General features: G+C 28.9%; 13 protein-coding genes. 4 read left to right on the top strand and 9 right to left on the bottom strand.

Going from position 1 to position 20,646, the window contains the following annotated elements; translation table 11 throughout:
* Positions 1-55 precede the first annotated feature (55 nt).
* Positions 56-856 carry a translation elongation factor Ts gene (gene tsf / locus HACICURT3053_RS00950; RefSeq protein WP_157991894.1) on the bottom strand — a complete coding sequence of 267 codons (801 nt, stop codon included), beginning with the start codon at positions 854-856 and terminating at the stop codon, positions 56-58.
* Positions 857-1,037: 181 nt separating this feature from the next.
* Positions 1,038-1,781: a 30S ribosomal protein S2 gene (rpsB, locus tag HACICURT3053_RS00945; protein WP_157991893.1), complete on the bottom strand. Its 744-nt coding sequence runs from the start codon at positions 1,779-1,781 to the stop codon at positions 1,038-1,040.
* A gap of 1,353 nt (positions 1,782-3,134) precedes the next feature.
* Between rpsB and map the strand changes: the two genes are divergently transcribed.
* The 4 genes from map (at position 3,135) to serS (ending at position 10,851) form a co-directional block, all read left to right on the top strand.
* On the top strand, positions 3,135-3,920 hold the full coding sequence (gene map, locus HACICURT3053_RS00940; RefSeq protein WP_157991892.1) for a type I methionyl aminopeptidase: 786 nt from the start codon (positions 3,135-3,137) through the stop codon (positions 3,918-3,920).
* Positions 3,921-5,857: 1,937 nt separating this feature from the next.
* Positions 5,858-6,445 carry a D-glycero-beta-D-manno-heptose 1,7-bisphosphate 7-phosphatase gene (gene gmhB, locus HACICURT3053_RS00935; RefSeq protein ID WP_157991891.1) on the top strand — a complete coding sequence of 196 codons (588 nt, stop codon included), beginning with the start codon at positions 5,858-5,860 and terminating at the stop codon, positions 6,443-6,445.
* Between the two features lie 1,123 nt (positions 6,446-7,568).
* Positions 7,569-8,681, top strand: a complete 1,113-nt coding sequence (asd, locus tag HACICURT3053_RS00930; protein WP_157991890.1) for an aspartate-semialdehyde dehydrogenase — start codon at positions 7,569-7,571, stop codon at positions 8,679-8,681.
* Between the two features lie 877 nt (positions 8,682-9,558).
* Positions 9,559-10,851, top strand: coding sequence for a serine--tRNA ligase (gene serS, locus HACICURT3053_RS00925; RefSeq protein ID WP_157991889.1), 1,293 nt, complete (start codon positions 9,559-9,561; stop codon positions 10,849-10,851).
* A gap of 596 nt (positions 10,852-11,447) precedes the next feature.
* Here the strand turns inward: serS and thiL are convergent.
* From thiL to HACICURT3053_RS03405, 7 genes are all read right to left on the bottom strand, one after another.
* Entirely contained in the window at positions 11,448-12,434 is a 987-nt protein-coding gene (gene thiL / locus HACICURT3053_RS00920) for a thiamine-phosphate kinase (RefSeq protein ID WP_157991888.1), read from the bottom strand.
* A gap of 49 nt (positions 12,435-12,483) precedes the next feature.
* Complete coding sequence (nusB, locus tag HACICURT3053_RS00915) at positions 12,484-12,903, bottom strand: transcription antitermination factor NusB (protein WP_157991887.1); 420 nt, start codon at positions 12,901-12,903, stop codon at positions 12,484-12,486.
* A 16-nt stretch (positions 12,904-12,919) separates the two neighbouring features.
* Positions 12,920-13,390: a 6,7-dimethyl-8-ribityllumazine synthase gene (ribH, locus tag HACICURT3053_RS00910; protein WP_157991886.1), complete on the bottom strand. Its 471-nt coding sequence runs from the start codon at positions 13,388-13,390 to the stop codon at positions 12,920-12,922.
* Between the two features lie 52 nt (positions 13,391-13,442).
* Positions 13,443-14,579, bottom strand: coding sequence for a bifunctional diaminohydroxyphosphoribosylaminopyrimidine deaminase/5-amino-6-(5-phosphoribosylamino)uracil reductase RibD (ribD, locus tag HACICURT3053_RS00905; RefSeq protein ID WP_157991885.1), 1,137 nt, complete (start codon positions 14,577-14,579; stop codon positions 13,443-13,445).
* Between the two features lie 2,193 nt (positions 14,580-16,772).
* The gene (locus HACICURT3053_RS00900; RefSeq protein ID WP_157991884.1) at positions 16,773-17,795 is read right to left on the bottom strand and encodes an NAD-dependent epimerase/dehydratase family protein; all 1,023 of its coding nucleotides are present in this window, start codon (positions 17,793-17,795) and stop codon (positions 16,773-16,775) included.
* A gap of 183 nt (positions 17,796-17,978) precedes the next feature.
* Positions 17,979-19,814: a glycerol-3-phosphate 1-O-acyltransferase PlsB gene (gene plsB / locus HACICURT3053_RS00895; RefSeq protein WP_232037542.1), complete on the bottom strand. Its 1,836-nt coding sequence runs from the start codon at positions 19,812-19,814 to the stop codon at positions 17,979-17,981.
* A 362-nt stretch (positions 19,815-20,176) separates the two neighbouring features.
* Positions 20,177-20,311: a hypothetical protein gene (locus HACICURT3053_RS03405; RefSeq protein ID WP_269472354.1), complete on the bottom strand. Its 135-nt coding sequence runs from the start codon at positions 20,309-20,311 to the stop codon at positions 20,177-20,179.
* Positions 20,312-20,646 lie beyond the last annotated feature (335 nt).

The following is a 20,646-nucleotide window of genomic DNA, read 5'->3' as shown; positions in this document are numbered from 1 at the left end:
CTATGAAGATATTCTTATCAGAATTGAATCTGATATTAGATTATTTTAATCTCTTTTATCTAATAGAATCACCAACTTCAAATCGTACAAAACCCACAACAGATGCATCTTTTTCTTTTAAACACTGACCTACAGTCTTATTCTGATTCAGAATAAAAGTCTGGCCGGTAAGTGACACTCTATCCATAAATTTCTGCATGCGACCTTGTATTATTTTTTCAGCAATTTCTTTTGACTTACCAGATTGCATAGCAATACCTAACTGAATTTCAGTCTCATTCTGTATTACCTCTTTAGATATATCTTCTGGCGTTATATATTCAGGTTGACTTGCTGCAATATGCATAGCAATTTGTTTAGAAAATTCTGTATCATCTGAAATCGTAGAGAGAAGAACTCCAATACGCGTGTTATGCAAGTAATAACTTATTAATTCACCCTCTATCACAGCTAAACGACGAATGTTAATATTTTCACCCATCGTTACAATAAGTTTTATACGTTCTTCTTCAAACTTAGCTCTTAAAACCATAAGATCATTAATTTTATCAGCAAAAGAAGCATTAAGAACTCGATTCACAAACAACTGAAAACTAGAATGTTTAGCTACAAAATCAGTTTCACAATTAACCTCAATCATTACACCGTAATTGCTTTCAGTTTTTATGTTTACTATTCCCTCTGAGACGACATTTCCTGTTTTTTTTGCGGCTTTAATAGCTCCAGATTTACGCATATTTTCAATTGCTAATTCAATATTACCAGAAGAGACAGTCAGAGCTTTCTTACAGTCAACAATGCCTGCATTTGTGCGCTCACGCAATTCTTTTACTAAAGCACTTGTAATATCTACCATGATCTGCCCTCAGTTTACTCGGCTCTATAAATCATATACTTATAGATTAAATCTAAACTATAGCTTTGAAGATTCATCTCTCTTTTTTCCACAAACTATACAACACCCATGCATCTAAAACTGTAAATAACAAACTTTTCAAGTAAAATACCTTAAATTTATATAGAAAGATAATCTATACCTAACATGGTAAGTTTTCTTCCTGAGAAATCATATGGACTTCTTCCAAATTTTGTGGCATATTTAGAAATAGTCCTTCACAAACTACATTTTCCACTATATTTAAATACAGACTAACTGCGCGAATCGCATCATCGTTTCCGGGAATAATAAAATCGACACCATCTGGATTCGAGTTAGTATCAACAATAGCAAACACTGGAATCCCTAAATTATTTGCTTCTTTGATCGCAATCTCTTCATGATAGGCATCGACCACAAAAAGCGCATCTGGCAGCCCCCCCATTTCTTTAATTCCACCTAAACTATTCTCAAGCTTGGCTAACTTACCAGCACGAATCAGAACTTCTTTCTTTGTCAATTTATCAAAAGTACCATCCTGAGACTGAATTTCTAAATCTTTTAGATGCTTAATTGACTGTCGTACAGTTTTCCAATTGGTTAGCATTCCACCAAGCCAGCGGTGATTGACAAAAAATTGATTGCAATTGATAGCATGTTCCTTGATAGATGCGCTTGCAGCACGTTTAGTGCCCACAAAAAGAATTTTTCCTTTACGGGATGATATCTTTTTTAATTCAGATAAAGCCTCATTAAACATAGGAACAGTTTTCTCAAGATTAATAATATGCACCTTATTACGAGAACCAAAGATAAATGGCTTCATCTTTGGATTCCAGTAACGCGTCTGGTGACCAAAATGCACACCAGCTTGTAACATGTCGTGCATGGAAATAGTTACCATGATCACCTCTATAAATATAATTGTTTAAAATCAAAGCGCTAAGCATCCTATAATGTAGGAGTTTTCATTTTTATCAAATAAAAATAAAAATATATTTAATGTTGATCAGTCTATTGTAGATATAGTTTTAAATATACTAATAATTATATAAACTTGTTATTATAATTACTGGCACAACTAATTCGAACCTTAAACCTAAATCAACATAGACGTTCCAGTTCAGTCCTATCTAATAAAAAACGACATACACCAACCATCCATCTATAATATAACGCCCAGTTATTATAAAATCTAAATAAAAAAACTAACATCTTCACTAACACTTATCTATCTTTTCTTTTTAATTCAGACACAACTATCAACGACCGAGATATAATATCTTAATTTTGTTCAATCATTCATTGAGTATTTTAAGAAATATCGTCTTGGTTAAAATACGATTTCGATTATTAAAAAATAATGAAAACATAAAGAATCTATTATGCGTAGAAAGATCTAAACAGCTAAACGAATATTTTAGTTAAAGAACGGAAAATTATAGTTATTTCTACCCTAATTTAAGAGCATAATCCCTTTCGATGGTAAAAAATAAGACAAACCCATCACGCTCTCAATATTGAAATATTGTTTATTACTTTCATGAAAACGCTAAATTAAATTTAAACAATGTTAATCTTTACATTCTACACCCTTATTTTACCGTTATTAAATCCATAAAAATCGTAATCTATCACTTAACTTTAGCACTTCTTTCTGATTCTACAAGAAGTATGCAAATTACAAATAATCTTTTACAGGTTCTCAGTTACACATATAATATACTTGATAGATCTAAACGAATCATCTAGATCCTTACAGTGTTTTACTCAAATCTTGATGTTAACTACCAACTAACACTTGTATAGCAATCTATGTAAATGAATTTATATCTTCAAAAATCGCCTAATATTTTTTATAACTAGACAACTACTCTAATTCATAGTCATATATTATAATGACTCTTGATCTTAAAAAGATTTTGACTTACACAGTATTTCAGGACAACCTTATTCATCTAAATACTAAAAAAACCACATTTAAATATAATAAATAAAATTACAACTTATTATGAACTAATTTTCCTAAAACATAGAAACATATATGTTCATTAATTATGGCAATAAAAATCCGTCAGTTAATTTGATATGTAATATCAGGCCGAAAGCACATGAAAGTTATTAAAATTACTACACATCTTCACTTATTCTTTCTAGAATGAAATGAATTGTTCTGCCATATTAATTATATCTTTGCTAATACTTACTAATACAATTATAGAACTAGTTAAAAAATAATTATCAACTTGGAAAAAAAATGAATATTCCAATCAAAACTAATAAAGAAATACAAAAAATGAGAATAGCCGGTATGCTAGCAGCGGAAGTACTTGACATGATTAAGCCATATGTTATTCAAGGCGTTAGTACCGCTGAATTAGATCGTCTTTGTCACGATTATATCGTGAATAAACAACATGCTATATCTGCCTGCTTAGGGTATCGTGGTTTTCCAAAATCTGTATGCATTTCAGTTAATGATGTTGTTTGTCACGGTATCCCTAGTGAAGACCAAATCTTAAAAAATAGTGATATTGTAAACATTGACGTTACGGTACTTAAAGATGATTACCATGGAGACACGTCTACTATGTTTATAGTTGGCAACACCAGTACCCAAGCATATCACCTGTGTGATATAACGCAAAAAAGTCTCTACTATGCAGTTCAGCTTGTAAAACCAGGAATTCGCTTGCAAACACTAGGATATCATATTCAAAAATTTGTTGAAAAACACGGATTCTCAATAGTACGTGAATATTGTGGTCACGGTATTGGAAAGAACTTTCATGAAAACCCACAGGTTCTTCATTATAAATCTTATGATAATGGAATAATTTTACAACCAGGCATGATATTTACCATTGAACCAATGGTTAACGTGGGTAACTGTCAAATTCGAATTATGAAAGATGGCTGGACAGTAAAAACTCAAGACCATAGTCTATCAGCGCAATACGAACATACTATTCTAGTAACTCAGAATAGCTATGAAATTTTAACTCTTCGTCAAAGTGAAACAATTCCAATACTGGTTGGTTAACAATTCATTTAATTTAATAATTATGTAAAACTAAATGAGAAATAAGATTTAATCTGGTAGATGTCTTCTCAATAACTATCTATGAATAATTTAGAAGATAGATTTTTAAATAAATATCATTATAAAAAATTTAAACTTTTCTCTTGCATCTCTTTTCTCTTTTATCTAAAGATACATATTTCTTATACAAAAAAACATAACCAGATAATTTACAATCCTATTTATACATAAGATCATTATAATATCATTAAAATATCATAACTTTTATATTATTAACATAATCTCTTGAGCCATACCGTTCTGCGCAAGTAACTTAATTAAGACAGTTGCACACATAAATAATACCTAATAATTCAATATTATTAGAAAATTGTATATAAAAATCAACTGAAACATATATTTATTATATATTTCATTATATAGAAATATTAAATTCTTTTATCATAATAGCAGGAATTATGAGTCATCTGTAATCTAATTTAAAATATTAATGATATATATAATTCCTTTATCAATATCAAATTATTAAATTGTAGAAAAACTATATAAAACTAGAAAACTCCAGATAAAAAATATAAATAGAGAAAAAATCACCTTTAATTACACAAAATCGATAATGATAAATTATGAACAACTCAATTTTTTAAAAAATTAACTTAATTACCAAAACTATCAATACTAGTGACTTTTAATATGTAAATGATTTAGTGTATGTCTATATACCTATATCGATAGATATTTTTCCAAAATATAAGATAATCAATGATTCCAACATTTTATATATATCGCATATTATCATGAATAATCTTAAACTTATTGCATAATCAATTGATTATAGTCTGATGGAAATAAATATTATCTTAATAATATTTTTCTTGTTTCAGATTATTGATCTTGTCATTTAATTCATATATATTACATTCTTTATTTTACAATTAATGTAATTAAAAATTCATCATTAAATATAATGATTTCATTTTTCTTCCTGTAATAATCTTTACATACAGATATATTGATAAATAAAATATTAAACCATAATGCATTATTAGCTAATAAAACAAACTTTTTTTGTTTGATCAATTTTAAATCAAAAAAACATATCTTTGTTCATACACAAAGAATTTCATTAAGTAAATTATTAGTTTCACTTCATATTAGTAAATATTTAGACTTTAGACCTCTGAAGATAGAGCTAAAAAATATTCTAGTATAAAACCGATCTTTTGATAGATCAATGATATAATTTATATTAAATAAACATTGTTTATCACATATAAAATCTTACATTAAAAATCATCAAATACAATACACGTGAATAAACTTACACTTTATCAACATGCAATAAAAAATAAATATTCTTTAGACCTAAAAAATGTAATTCAAACTAAATATACCCCAAATATAATAATTATTTAAAAATAAATTATAATATGAAATCAAACTCATCCTTTTACATCAGATCAAGAATATTAAAAACGCTAAATTCTATTTATATAATAATTAAATTTAATTATGAAATATAATTCATAATGACATATATTATCTATTAGAAATAAACAATAATAACAACTTAGTACTAAAATAGTAGTCTATGTACTAACGATGATTGAATTATTAAACGCATGGGATAGGCATTTAAAAACAATCAATATTTATATAATTTTACTGTAATAAAAAGTTTAATCTAATTTTACTATTATGATCACTTAAATATCATGATGTTAATGCATACACATAGTCACTCTTCTTGGTTTATATAACTTTATCACTAGAGTATAAATACGACTCTATATTAAAATAGATATAAAATTATATATCATGTATATAGATATATGTTATTTAGAATATGTAACAATTTCAAAGATACTTATAAAGTCCTCCTTCTTTATTAAACATTTTTAATTATTTCTATTTGTCACTACATAAAAACAATCAAATTGGAAAACAATGAATCTAAAGAAAGTACCAGCAATTTTTTTGATCGAGATGGGACGATTAATATCGATCACGGATACATCTCAGATAGTAAAAATTTTGAATTTATTGATGGAGCTATTGAGGCGATGCGCGAACTAATAACAATGGGATTTATTTTAGTATTAATAACCAACCAATCTGGTATTGGTCGTGGTATTTTTAGTGAAAATCAATTCATCCAATTAACACATTGGATGTCTTCATTTCTTAGAAAACATCATATTCATTTAACAGCTGTCTATTTCTGTCCTCATCATCCTAATGCAGTAATAGAAAAATTACGACAATCATGTGACTGTCGTAAACCAAAACCAGGAATGCTTTTTTCTGCTCAAAAAAGATTGCACATTAATATGCTAAATTCCTATATGATAGGAGATAAGGTCGAGGACATGCAAGCAGCAAAAGCCGCTGGTATTGGAACGAAAATATTAATTCAAAACCAAAATATAATTAATTCAACCAACGCTAAAAAAATTGCAGACTGGATATTAGATGGTCTAAAAGATTTACCTTTACTTATTAAGCAAAGTAAAAAACAGTTGTAATATTATAAAAATAAGACCAGAAAAAACTTAACTAAAAAAACAATTAACTCAGTTATAAACTGGCACATTCTTTATAAAACAACTATAGATTATATCTAATACCAATATTTTAATAAACGGTAAAATTATAGAAATCGTCTATATCAAAATACATTTGATTTAAACATACATGAGATATGAAACGTATGTAATCTAAATTTTAATGATCTTTGAAACATTAAAATGAATTATCAATAATTATGAATATCATCAATAAATAACTATATACTGTAATCTGATATTTTTTCTATAACTTCATTAATATGATTATTATCTTTATATCCCAAGAATACAACAACTAATATTATTATTTTATCAAAATATAAAGGCAATGATTTCACATCCATATAATATTAATATATTCATATTACAAAAAATCATAAATAATTCTATATATAAATAGAACCATTTATTTTACAATTGTTATAAGAAATCCTACATATTACCACATCTTTATTACTCTATTTTTCGATGTTATAGAAAATATATATTTATATATAATGCCTAAATAATTAAAATTTTATTTTTTGTAATATTTTATACCAAAAATCAATGTCATGTATAAAATTAGATCTATTACTACAATAAATACCCATACTCTATTGCATATACAACACTTATCGATTGCCCTTTAGTTATTACCTATATTTATTCTAAACAAAATATAAAAATAATTGTGACTAAAAAATATTTTTTACATCTCAGAAATTATAAAAATTATATTATTTATATTTGAAATTAAATTTCACTAATGTTTTAAAAACAAACATTAAAATATCAACTCTGTTATGCTATATATAAATTATATAATAAAATAATTAAACCTTTACCATGTAAAGCAATATAAATACTCAATTTATAAGATCAATCACTTAAAAATAATTATAAAATCATGTCAGTATGGGACTTCTACTCCTTTGTTTTTCCTAAAAAAGAATGATTCTAATATTTTTCTATCACTTAATCTATGCAAAATAAATTTAAATATTATCTTTCGATATAACCAAAATGGTATCATAACTGTTTTTATGTTATAAAATAATTATCTATGCAATATTATTGGTTATTCAAAAAATGGAACTAAATGTATACACTAGGCTTTGTTGGATGGAGAGGAATGGTGGGGTCAGTTCTTATGCAGAGAATGAAAGAAGAACATGATTTTGATCTAGTTCATTCAGTTTTTTTTTCTACTTCCCAAGTAGGTCATACAGTACCATTCTCATTAAGAAAATTCACAAACACACTACAAAACGCTTATGATATTGATACACTAAAAGAAATGGATATTATCATCACTTGTCATGGTAAAGAATATACGCAAGATATTTATCCACGTTTACGAAAATCTGGCTGGCAAGGTTATTGGATTGATTCCTCGTCTTTTCTTCGTATGAGAAACGAAGCAATCATCATTCTGGATCCAATAAATCATAACCTGATCTATGATAGTCTCAATCTTGGTATTAAAACATTTGTTGGAAGTAATTGTACTGTAAGCTTAATGTTAATGTCACTAGGGGGATTATTCGCAAATAATTTAATAGAATGGGCATCTGTAGCTACATATCAAGCAGCTTCTGGCGCTGGCTCGAATCATATGCGTGAATTACTGGTTCAGATGGGAAAATTATATAATATCTTTTCTAAAGAAATACATAATCCATCCTCGTCTATTTTAAATATAGAACGAAAAATGACAAATATTGCTTGTAACAGTGTTCCTATAAATAATTTCGGAGTGTCACTAGCAATAAACCTAATCCCATGGATTGATGCATACTGCTATACAGGTCAAACACTAGAAGAATGGAAAGGTCAAGTTGAAACTAAAAAAATCTTGAATACTAAAGATACAATACCAATAGATGGTATATGTGTACGAGTTGGTTCACTACGATGTCATAGTCAAGCATTTACTCTAAAGTTGAAACAAGACATACCACTCTTAGATATTGAACAACAATTATCCGAACATAATCAATGGGTCAAAGTCATTCCAAATGAACAAGAGACAACCTTACGCGAGCTCACGCCAGCAATGGTTTCCGGTACATTGTGCACACCCGTTGGTCGCTTACGCAAGCTCAATATGGGTCCAGAATACTTAGCTGCTTTCACTGTTGGAGATCAATTATTATGGGGTGCTGCCGAACCACTACGACGCATGTTGCGTATCTTAATAGGATTAAGATAAATAAAATTATTTTCTTCACAATCTATTATAAATAATGCGCTGTTATTTTAGATATTTTGCAACTACATTAAAAATATAATCTAGTGAATAAATATTGTTTATATAACTCCTCCTTAAATCTAACTTTCTGACTATAATATATAAGTGATTTTTGTTAAAAATATTTATATACAAATCTAATAAAACAACCATTCTTATTAATTCCTGATATTCTTTTAATATGATATAATCAAATTAATTAAAGTATATATCTACACACAATATCTATACATCATCAACGTCTAAATCAATAATATAATTAAATTAGATTAAGATAAACTAATTATGATATCGCACCAATATACATCCATCTATACAACACAACATAAAATTAAACTCATTTTAAAATCAAATCTAACCCATGATTATAATAATCTTTCTTATTTATCGTTATTTTATTTTCTGATACATATTTAGAAAAATTTTCATTAGATACTAAGCTTATTGTTCTTGATCTAATATGATTAATATCATGCATATGATATTGACATTATTATATAATAATCAGCTTTCACACTATCTGATCCTATCACAATATTTTATTTTTTATTTTATTTTATAAAAAATACATCATCACCAAATGCTCAATGACCTAATAAAATATGCAAACAAGTCAAAAAACCGTAATCAAGAAAGAAATAAACTGAAATCTAACATAAAACTACTATTCTACATTGCTTCTGTCCTGTTACGCCCTTATTATGAATATTCATATCTTATAATGAATACATACGCTTGATGCAATATCTCTATAGTATCTAAGATACTATAAATATCTATATCACATTTACAAGATAAATCAATTATCCTTTATTTTATGATCATTAACAGGACAAATATGCTAGATCTCAATCTTCTACGTCATCAACCATACTTAGTTGCTAAAAAATTAGCACGAAGAGGCTATAATCTAGATATTCCAAAAATACTCCAATACGAAGAAAAACGAAAAAAATTACAAATTGAAACAGAAAAACTTCAAGCACAACGTAATACCCAATCTCAATATATTGGACAAGCAAAGTTACGTGGAGAAGATATAAACAAATTATGTCAAAAGGTTCATCTGATATCTATACATCTCGAAACACTTAAAAAAGAACTCGATGCGCTTATTATTAAAATCAATAATATATTAATGTCCGTTCCAAACATTCCTGATGATTTAGTGCCAGAAGGCCACGATAGCAATAGTAATAAAGAAATAAGACGATGGGGTCAACCAAGGAGGTTTAATTTTTCCATACGCGACCATGTTCAATTAGGTGAATTATCTAAAGGTTTAGATTTTAGTGCCGCAGTCAAAATAACAAGTTCACGCTTTGTTGTAATGAAAGGTCAAATAGCTCTCATGCATCGTGCTCTAAGCCAGTTTATGCTAAATCTTCATACCGAAAAACACGGTTATCAAGAATTATATGTTCCTTATCTAATTAACGAAACCAGTCTTATTGGTACTGGTCAATTACCAAAATTTGATTCAGATCTATTCTATCTTGCACCATTAAACGAAAAGAATGCTGACCAGAAATATGCACTAATTCCAACATCTGAAGTCTCAATAACCAACTTAATACGTGATGAAATTCTACAAGAGTCAGATCTTCCGTTAAAAATGACTGCACACACGCCCTGTTTCCGATCTGAAGCAGGCTCCTATGGTCGTGATACACACGGACTGCTGCGTATGCATCAATTTGATAAAGTAGAAATAGTACAAATCACTCGTCCTGAAGATTCTATGGATATACTAGATGAATTAGTCCAACACGCAGAAACAGTACTCCAACTACTAAATCTACCGTATCGCACAGTATTATTATGCACTGGAGATATGAGTTTTGGTTCAAACAAAACTTACGACTTAGAAGTATGGTTACCTTCACAATCTACTTATCGCGAAATATCTTCGTGTTCAAATATGGGAGATTTTCAAGCTCGTCGTATCAAAGCGCGGTATCGATCTAAAGAAAAAACACAAACACAACTAGTACATACTCTCAATGGCTCTGGTTTAGCAGTTGGGCGCACTCTAATGGCAATTCTAGAAAATTATCAGCAAGAAGATGGTAGAATTGAAGTGCCTATAGTTCTTCGTCCTTATATGAATAATTTATCCATGATAGGTTAATCCTATAGATGAACTGTCGTACATAATCTCAATAATTTAAAATAATTAATAATTTTTGAATATCTTTGACTTTTATATATCATTTACGTCTTTAATTTTATTTTTAAAATCAATAAATCAAAAATAAAAATTAATATTTAAAAATTAAGAAAAATTAATAAAAACTATCTTTAGATAATAGATTAATTCTAATTTTTGTGTCTAATTCATACAAAGAATAGGAGATAGTATAACTTAGTAAGAGTGAAACCAAAAAAATCTCATACCATGCTATTACTTCATTAATACTAACTCATGAATGAATTATTAAATTTAAGAAAATGGTAAAAGTGTTATAATATCAACATAAATATAAGGATATTAATAAATCGTATGATTTATATAAACATTATATATTTTGAATCTGCTCATCTAAAAACCACTCATATAGAATATCATATTCACGATACAATCTAAAATTGTAACGAAACTTACATTAAAATATACCCAATATATAAAAATTATATTATAGTTTCAATCATAATATTGTTCGTCTAAATGATTACATCATTTACTGTAAAATCCCTAGAACGAAAAATAAATAATAGATTAAACGTCTATTTTAAATCAACATTTATAAAATGATCAAAACCTTGAAAAAGTAGATCAACTGGTTTATCATGATCAAAAATGGTTAAACCTTCAGTTTTTGGAACAATTCGACCAATACAAGTATGATCTACTCCATATTTTCCTAGTGCAATATCTAAATTTAATCGATTTTTATTCGATATAGTAAAACATAACTCATAATCTTCTCCACCACTAAGTGCCCACTTAAGAACCTTAGAAGATGGAAAATGATCTCTTAGTTCAGATGAAATAGGAAGAGAATTCAAATCAATACGAGCGCCGCAATCACTAGCCTTAAGAATATGACGCAGATCAGAAAGGAGACCGTCTGAAAGATCAATAGCAGAACTAGCTAAATGGCGTAATGCTTGACCCTGGACCACTCGAGGAGTTGGTCTCAAATGTCGTTTAATAAGTACATTTTTAATAATTGAATTATTAACTGATACTTGGTTCTGCAATAATAACAAACCCGCTATACTATCACCCAAGGTACCTGTAACATAAATCCAATCACCAATACATGCGCCACTTCGTTTGAGCGCATATCCCTTTGGGACTGTTCCATAAACAGTTAATGTTATACTTAGAGGACCTCGTGTTGTGTTACCACCAATTAACTGTACTTTATATAAAGATAAAAACTTAAAAAGACTGTCACTAAAAACCTGTAACCACGCATTGTTTACGTTAGGTAATGTTATTGATAATGTTAACCATACAGGCTCTGCACCTGTTGCAGCTAAATCACTTAAATTAACAGCTAATGCTTTATAAGCAAGATCACAAGGACTGATGTCATGTAAAAAATGAACACCCTCTACTAATGTATCAGTACTAATAGCTAATGTATTATTCCTTGATATATTAACCAATGCACAGTCATCTCCAATTCCCGTTTCTACATCCTTTTGAACAAAAACAGTGCGATCAAAGTAACGTGAAATTACTTGAGATTCGCTAGTCCCCATGTTTAAGCCTCCAGAATTTAAAATGAGACTAATTATAAGAAGTGATAAATCATATAAAACTCTCACGAATCTGTAATGAAACCTTGTCTAATACTCCATTAATAAATTTATGACTATCTTGTGCCCCAAAGACTTTTGCAAGCTCGATACCTTCATTAATCGCTACTTTATAAGGCACATCCGAACGCTTATGTAATTCAAATAATGCAATACGTAAGATAGCTTTTTCTACTAATCCTAAATCAGCTAAATCACGAGATAAATGTGGCTCGATTAACTTATCTAGCTGAACATTGTACATAACAATACCATTAATTAATTCACGAAAATAAATAATATCAATATCTTTAATATTGTTCTCTTCCAGAATCTGATATTCAATCTCTGACATATTATTATTAGATACTTGCCACGCATATAGCGCCTGTACAGCACATTCTCGAGCACGACGACGAGAGGAAGGATTCACTAAACTCTCTCCTGGATCAATTCTTAATGGATTGTAATATATTAATCATTTCAAGAGCGGTGATAGCAGCTTCGACACCCTTATTACCTTCTTTCATACCAGCACGCTCTATAGCCTGTTCAGTGTTCTCTGTTGTGAGAACACCAAAAGCAACTGGAATCTCACTACTCACAGCTACACGAGATAACCCTGAACTAACTGCATTCGCTACAAACTTAAAATGGGAAGTTCTACCTCTAACCACCGTTCCAAGCGCTATAATTGCATCATATTTTCCGGATTTAGCCAAAACTTTAGCCGTTAATGGAAGTTCATAAGCACCTGGAACCCATACTACAGTTATGTAATCATCCTGGACTTGACCAATACGTTTTAATACATCAATAGCACCACTTAAAAGGCAATCATTGATAAAATTATTAAACCGAGCAATCACTAAAACAATACGAGCATCTGGGGCAATAATATCAGCTTCAATAAGATTCATACTCTTTCTTCCAAGGTTGATTAAACAACGCGAACAAAATTATTATACCGGACTACTCGTCAACCGATGTAATGTTAGGAACAACAATATGCGGTGTCAAAATTAACTTGATATCAGGACCAATCCGACAAATATGATTAAAATTAAAAGCTAGAGAATCTTTAAGTCTCTTTAATGGTGGTATTTCGCATAAACTACGTCCAGTATCACCTATTAGTTTAGGAGCCAGATAAACAATTAATTCATCTACCAACTGTGCATTTAATAATGCACCAGCGAATTTTGCTCCAGATTCTACTAAAATTACATTTATTTCTTTATATCCAAGCTCTAAAAACATAGAATATAAATTCAGATGATTTTCATCATATTTTACATCTAATTTTTTAACATTATTAGGCCAATCTAACTGATTATATTTAGTTCGTACCAACCAAGTTTCTCCAGGTTGGTCAATAATGCGATACTGAGGAGTAATGCGATTTTTATTATCAATAATTACACGAATGGGTTGCCTGAACCTCTCTACTGGATATAACTCTAACGCAGAAGAATCCAGCTCCTTATAACGTACAGTTAATTCTGGATTATCCATTATAACAGTAGAGCTAGTAGTAAGAATCGCTGAACTTTGTGCACGTAAATTTTGTACATCAGATCTGGATTCCTTAGATGTAATCCACTGGCTTTCTCCATTGGCAATGGCAGTTTTCCCATCCAATGATGCTCCTAATTTTAATTGTATCCAAGGCAAACCCTTACGCATACGTTTGAGAAAACCACAATTTATTTTTTCTGCTTCCAGCGCCATTAACCCTTCAGAAACATGTAGACCTGCTTGTTGTAATCGATGAATGCCTTTTCCTGATACTCTTGGATTTGGGTCTTTCATAGAAACAACAACCCGAATGATTCCAGAAAGAATAAGAGCATCACAACAAGATGGAGTGCAACCATAATAAGTACATGGCTCAAGAGTTATATAAGCGGTAGCTCCTCTTGCTTTTTCACCAGCCATAAGTAAAGCATGAGCCTCTGCATGTAAACCACCTCTGTACTGATGATAACCTTCTCCAACAATAGAATCATCACGCACCAAAACACATCCAACATTTGGGTTTGGTGCAGTGGTAAACCGACCGCGATAAGCCAATTCTAAAGCACGAGCCATATAAATTTCGTCACTCATAATATCAACCTTGAATCTAGATCATTTTTTTTAAAAATCACACAAAGATCTATTGCATCATGATACACTTAATCTACATGAATTCAGATTCATGTATTACTATTATAATCTCAAATATCACCAACCTCCTTCAATAGAATCAGAATATATATCGATACCTAACTTATAAATTTAGCTATCAATACGACTAAAATATATTGTACTATAACTAGCTACATAAAATTATAAATTAAATATCTTTAATCTATTTTCTATAACACATGCTTATATGAATACTTTAGTATAATTTAAAATACCAATATTATCAAATCAAGCCACTATATTTAAGGTAATCAAAACCACCTTATTTAAATATCTGAACAAAAAATAAAAAATTAATTCTGTAATCTTTTTAAAAATGAAAATAAATCACATTAATTTTCTTCAAAATTGCACACAATATAAAATCTAACTATCATTTTTTTTCATAAAATCTAATTTACTCACTTAAATATTTTTCTTCATTCTTAGAATGATATTTAAGTGCATATTCAGTTATCTATAATTAACATACCGTAATTAACTTATCGCATGAAAACCAAAACAACATAAAAATAATAATTTTTAGATAAATTTTCTTCACTTTCAAAAAATTATCTGTATAAACTAAATATAATTTATATAGTATTGTCAAGTAAGCGTGTCTATATAAAATAAAAGTTAAATAATAATGCCAAATTAATTCTAATTTTAATAAACTACATTAAAATTATTATTATTGATACATAGATGCAAATTTTTAAATCAATTTTTAATAAAATTATATAAAATTTTCCCATGAAACATATTTAAAATATATCAACATTTAATAACTTAATCTTCAATATTCCCAATCTACTCTATTTCTCTTTTTAAAACTAAACAGGTTTCTAAAATAGAAAAAAACAATAAAAAATAGCTATACTAATACATGATTATTAACCTTCTCAATCAAATTAAAGAAATATGAGACGGATTAACATCACCTAATCTTTATACCTCACTCATTCTTCTTAATTTTTGCTTTATAAGAAGAAATTCATGCCTTAATAAACACCTTATAAAATCTCATTTTAATTATCTCTAATATATGGATACTACTAGACTTGTTATCTAATAAATTAATCAAGAAAAATACAACTAGAAGAGAGGCATACATTTGAGTCTTCTTTCTTGCAAATTACTAAATTAAATTTAATTTCATAAACTTAAAATAATTCTCTAATACAGAGAATGCTAGAAGATTCTTTATCAACTAGAATCTATAACTTCTAATTTCATACTAAAACATCATAACTCATTAATCAACAATCATATCATATCAATATATTGTCATCTAATCAGTATCTGGTTCTAATATAATCTTAATTAACTTAGAGCAAAGGAATTATTCTATAATTATATTATATTAATGGCCACATATATATCTCAAATATTCCACGATAAAACCTAGCAAAATCTCTATTAAAAAGATTATAAATTAACCTTTCAGTAGCATAACGAAGAATTATTCACTATAGAAGTTATTAATAACTAGTTTTAATTACTGTGACCTTCAAGTGGTCACATTACAATCAATTTAAGTTATTTTACTAGATATTCAAGTAAGAATCGAACCTATTCTAATTAAAATCTTTTAATATTTTTATATATTACAAAATATATATTTTCTCTGTCACTATATTCACCTCTAGTTATATAAATATTTTCTTTTGAAAAATCATCAGATCAAGTTATGAATGACATACTCATATTATAATAACTATTTTATCTTAACTAAGATAAAGGGAAAATCCTATCAAATTAGATTACTGAATCAGTAATATAATTAAAGTACAATTATAAAATATATTTATATAAATAAAATTATCTTATTCAAGATACGTAAATACATTCAAACTAATATACATAGTAAGAACTCTAAATCAAAAAAACAAATTTTGATCAATTTCATACATGTTTTGGAAACATTTTATTCTTAACAAACCTACTCAAAATAAAATATTACATACTTCATTCGTACGACACTAAAATACAACCTAATCTGAAAATATTTTCATTATTCATTATTTTTATTTAACTAATCAAATGAACCTTCTATAACATCTTAGACTAAGATGTTTTTTTAAATACTCGGTATATGGATTTGATTACTAATAAACAATAATAAAAAATCTATTGTATATTGTTATAATAATGATTATACCATGAAATGAAATGTGACACACCTATTTCTATTGAAGTGTGAGATACAGAACCTAAAACTTTTACTAATAAACTAATATCAGCATGTGTTCCACACATATCTCCAGCCTGCATAGGCAGCATATTCTTATCTGCTACCCGCCCCAGTGCTTTTTCTAGAGCATGAATATAAGAAATTAAACTTACAGGTTCACTATTACCAATGTTATAAATCTGATAAGGCACACATCTATTAGAGAGATGATCCACATCTTTAGTAACTAATCCTGTACCTCTATTTATTGGAATTATGTCTTGTAAAGAAATCACAGAGGTAACTAAATCATCAATATACGTAAAATCACGCTTCATATTACCATAATTATAAACATTGATTTTTTCACCAGACAGTATTGCTTTGGTAAATTTAAATAACGCCATGTCAGGACGCCCCCATGGCCCATATACAGTAAAAAATCGAAGACCAGTCGTAGGAATCCCATATAAATAGGAATAACTATGAGACATTAACTCATTAGATTTTTTAGTGACAGCATAAAAAGAAATTGGATGACTAGTATCATCATCTATTTCATATGGCATATTATCATTAAGACCATATACTGAACTAGAAGAAGCATACAATAAATGCTCTACTTTGTTGTAACGACAACCTTCTAGAATATTTAAATACCCTAAGATGTTAGAATTAACGTATGAAAAAGGATCAAATAGAGAGTTACGAACACCCGCACAAGAAGCAAGGTGAATAACACGTTGAAAACTGTGATCTCGAAATAAATTTGCCATGACCTCTCGATTAACTATATCACATTTAATAAAAGTAAAGTTATCTGAGTTTCTAATCGTAGATAATCGATCTATTTTTAATGTCATATCATTATGATAATTATTTAAATTATCTATTCCAACCACTTCATGACCTATGCTTAAAAGGGATTGAGTAACATGCATCCCAATAAATCCAGCCGCTCCTGTAACCAAAAATCTCATACTATCCCCATTTTTTCTAAATGTTTGAACGTATCTCTTAACACTTCACTTTATATCACTCTTTATAACATTCTTAAATTAATCCTAAGTCTTTCTGAATATCTCATACACTATACAACACGCTATTTAGCGCATTTTCCTAAAACTTATTTCATATCACTATAATCTAAAAAACTAATATAGCTATAAATGTCTTGATGCATGTTCAATAACAATTCGTATGTTCTCGTCGACTAAATCCAAACATAACTGATAAGTCGTTCGCGCTCGTAAGCAATCAGGATAACTTACATCTTTAATGTAACCTTGATTGCGTAAATTTAACACTAAAGAACTAAAAGATAACTGATCAAAATACTCTAAAAAATTAATACCAGATACAACAGATAAACGTCGTGCTATAGTACGGCTCTGTTTTTCTAACATACCACGATTAATCGTAGAAGAAATACTCAAAAGATAAAAAATGATAGAATAACGTTGTACTATAGTACGACTCCCTTCTGCTAAAAGCTGTAAAATATGAAAAGAATCTGGATTAAATCGCAAAAAATTTTTTTCTTCTATTAGCAAACCCTGTCGTTCCATTTCAACAATGAACATATCTAGTGCTTTAGATAGATTATCAACAGTCCATCGAAGAAATAATTCACTTTTAATAATAGGATAAATTACACTTATATGTTGAAGAAGGTCAAGATAACTGACCACTTTCTTATTTATAAGCAGAGATGCAATCAATGCTGGTATTACTAAAACATGGTAAATATTATTCCGATAATAAGTAGCCAATACTACTTGTGTAGGTTTTAACATAATGATGTCATCTATACTGTCTTGAAATACATTGAATTTATCCATTTTTAACGCGTGATCCAATAATTGTTGTGATGTGATTGTTGGTAGCGTTAACTCAGAAGAATAAGATGTATTTCGTAAAAGATTCATATAACAATCAATCTGATTAATTAATTGTTGACGAGATAAAGAATGTGTACGCGAAGCCAACAAAGCAGTTGCACACAAATTGATTGTATTAACAACTACAGCATTATTAATGCGTATCATAATTTTTTGCGCAATCTCATTAACAACTGAAGTTAACCAAGCTGGTCGTTGAGATTCTAGTGAATTAATACTTTTACGCCAATCTGGTACTTGATGAGTTAAATATTCTGTTAATAAAAGCGGTTCACCGAAATTAACATAGCTCTGACCAAGATTGCGCAAACAACACAATCCACGTATAATGGATAAAATACCTTCTTCTTTTTTAGAAGTTCCACGTAATTCATCAGCATAAGTCTGAGATTCTAAAACATGTTCGTAACCAATGTAGATCGGTATAAATACAATTGGGCGATGACCATCTCGTAACATAGCCTGTATTGTTATAGATAAAATACCAGTTTTTGGATTTAACAAATAACCCGTACGTGAGCGCCCACCTTCAACAAAATATTCCACTGAAGCTCCACGAATAAAAAGATCGCTCAAATACTCACGAAAGACCGTAGAATAAAGCTTATTACCCTTAAAAGAACGACGAATAAAAAATGCACCCAAACGTCTAAAAAGAAAACCAACTGGCCAAAAATTAAGATTAATACCAGCAGCAATGTGAGGCGGAACTAATCCCTGATTATAAAGAACATAGGAGAGAAGAAGATAATCGATATGACTACGATGACAAGGAACATAGACTAACTCTTTTCCAGTTTTCGCTAAGCGCCGTATGCGATCAGCCCCTGTAATATTAATTTTTTCATAGAGTCGTTTCCACGCCCATTTCATAATATGCGATGTAAAATACAGAGCTAAATCAGATGGATTAGAAGCTATTTCTTTTATAAATCTTACAGCATGCTTTCTTGCTTTCTCTGTAGAAATCTGTTTGCTGTTGGACTCATCGTCTATAGCTTTTTTTATTGCTCTCGATTCCAATAATTTATGAAATAAATTCTTTCGAACTGGTAAAATCAGGCCCACCATAGCTAGAAGATGACGAAAAAAATGCATACGAACTACTCTTATCAGAACCTTAGAGTCCCTTTCTCTTTTCTAGGTATTCATTATAAAATAATACAGTAACTCTAATCTTAAAAAACGAATAAAACTATCACAACCTAAAAATATAATTAAAAGTTTATATATACTATTTAACGTTACATAAGAATACACGCTTTCTTATTTTTTCGTTCTCTAAGTAAAGAACGACCAAATATTATAGAAACAAACACAATTTGAATATTAATGTCAGAATTCTTATTCTTTAGGTCCATAGCATAATGCAAAAAAACTTACTAAATCTAAAGATTGGTAAAGATGAGAAAAGAAACTTGTTTTTATGCATAAATACAACATCTGGTATATTCTTATCATCAACGCCCCCATTCTTCTAATGAATCAGGAAGATTTTTCTTACGACACTTCGTTTGCAATGTAAATAAATCAACTTGTGACTCATGAGATAAGACATATACCCCTTGGTTGAGATCTATCGATATCCAGTTCATATGTTAGATTATCAGGAATGACTGTGCTTTTTACTAAAATTCTCATACAAAATTGCCATAAATTATAGTATAGCTTTCGCTAATCCAACATAAATGAAACAAAACCTCTTTAAAAAAACTATAAACCTATCAGAATGAGTTAATCAGATACAATGTATTATCACAGACCTGATACTAACTATCATTATATACTCATTGCATATTTTATAATTGATTAATAACAAATTCTCATAAACCAATTGATATAAAAGAAAGTTATATAAACATTATAGATATCTATAATTGAATTTTCTTTACACCCTTATTGCAATCAATGAATAACATTAATCAATATC

It is taken from the genome of Candidatus Erwinia haradaeae, from assembly GCF_900698855.1.
Taxonomy (GTDB): Bacteria; Pseudomonadota; Gammaproteobacteria; order Enterobacterales; family Enterobacteriaceae; genus Erwinia_E; species Erwinia_E haradaeae_F.
This window is presented reverse-complemented; position numbering and strand designations above follow the sequence as displayed.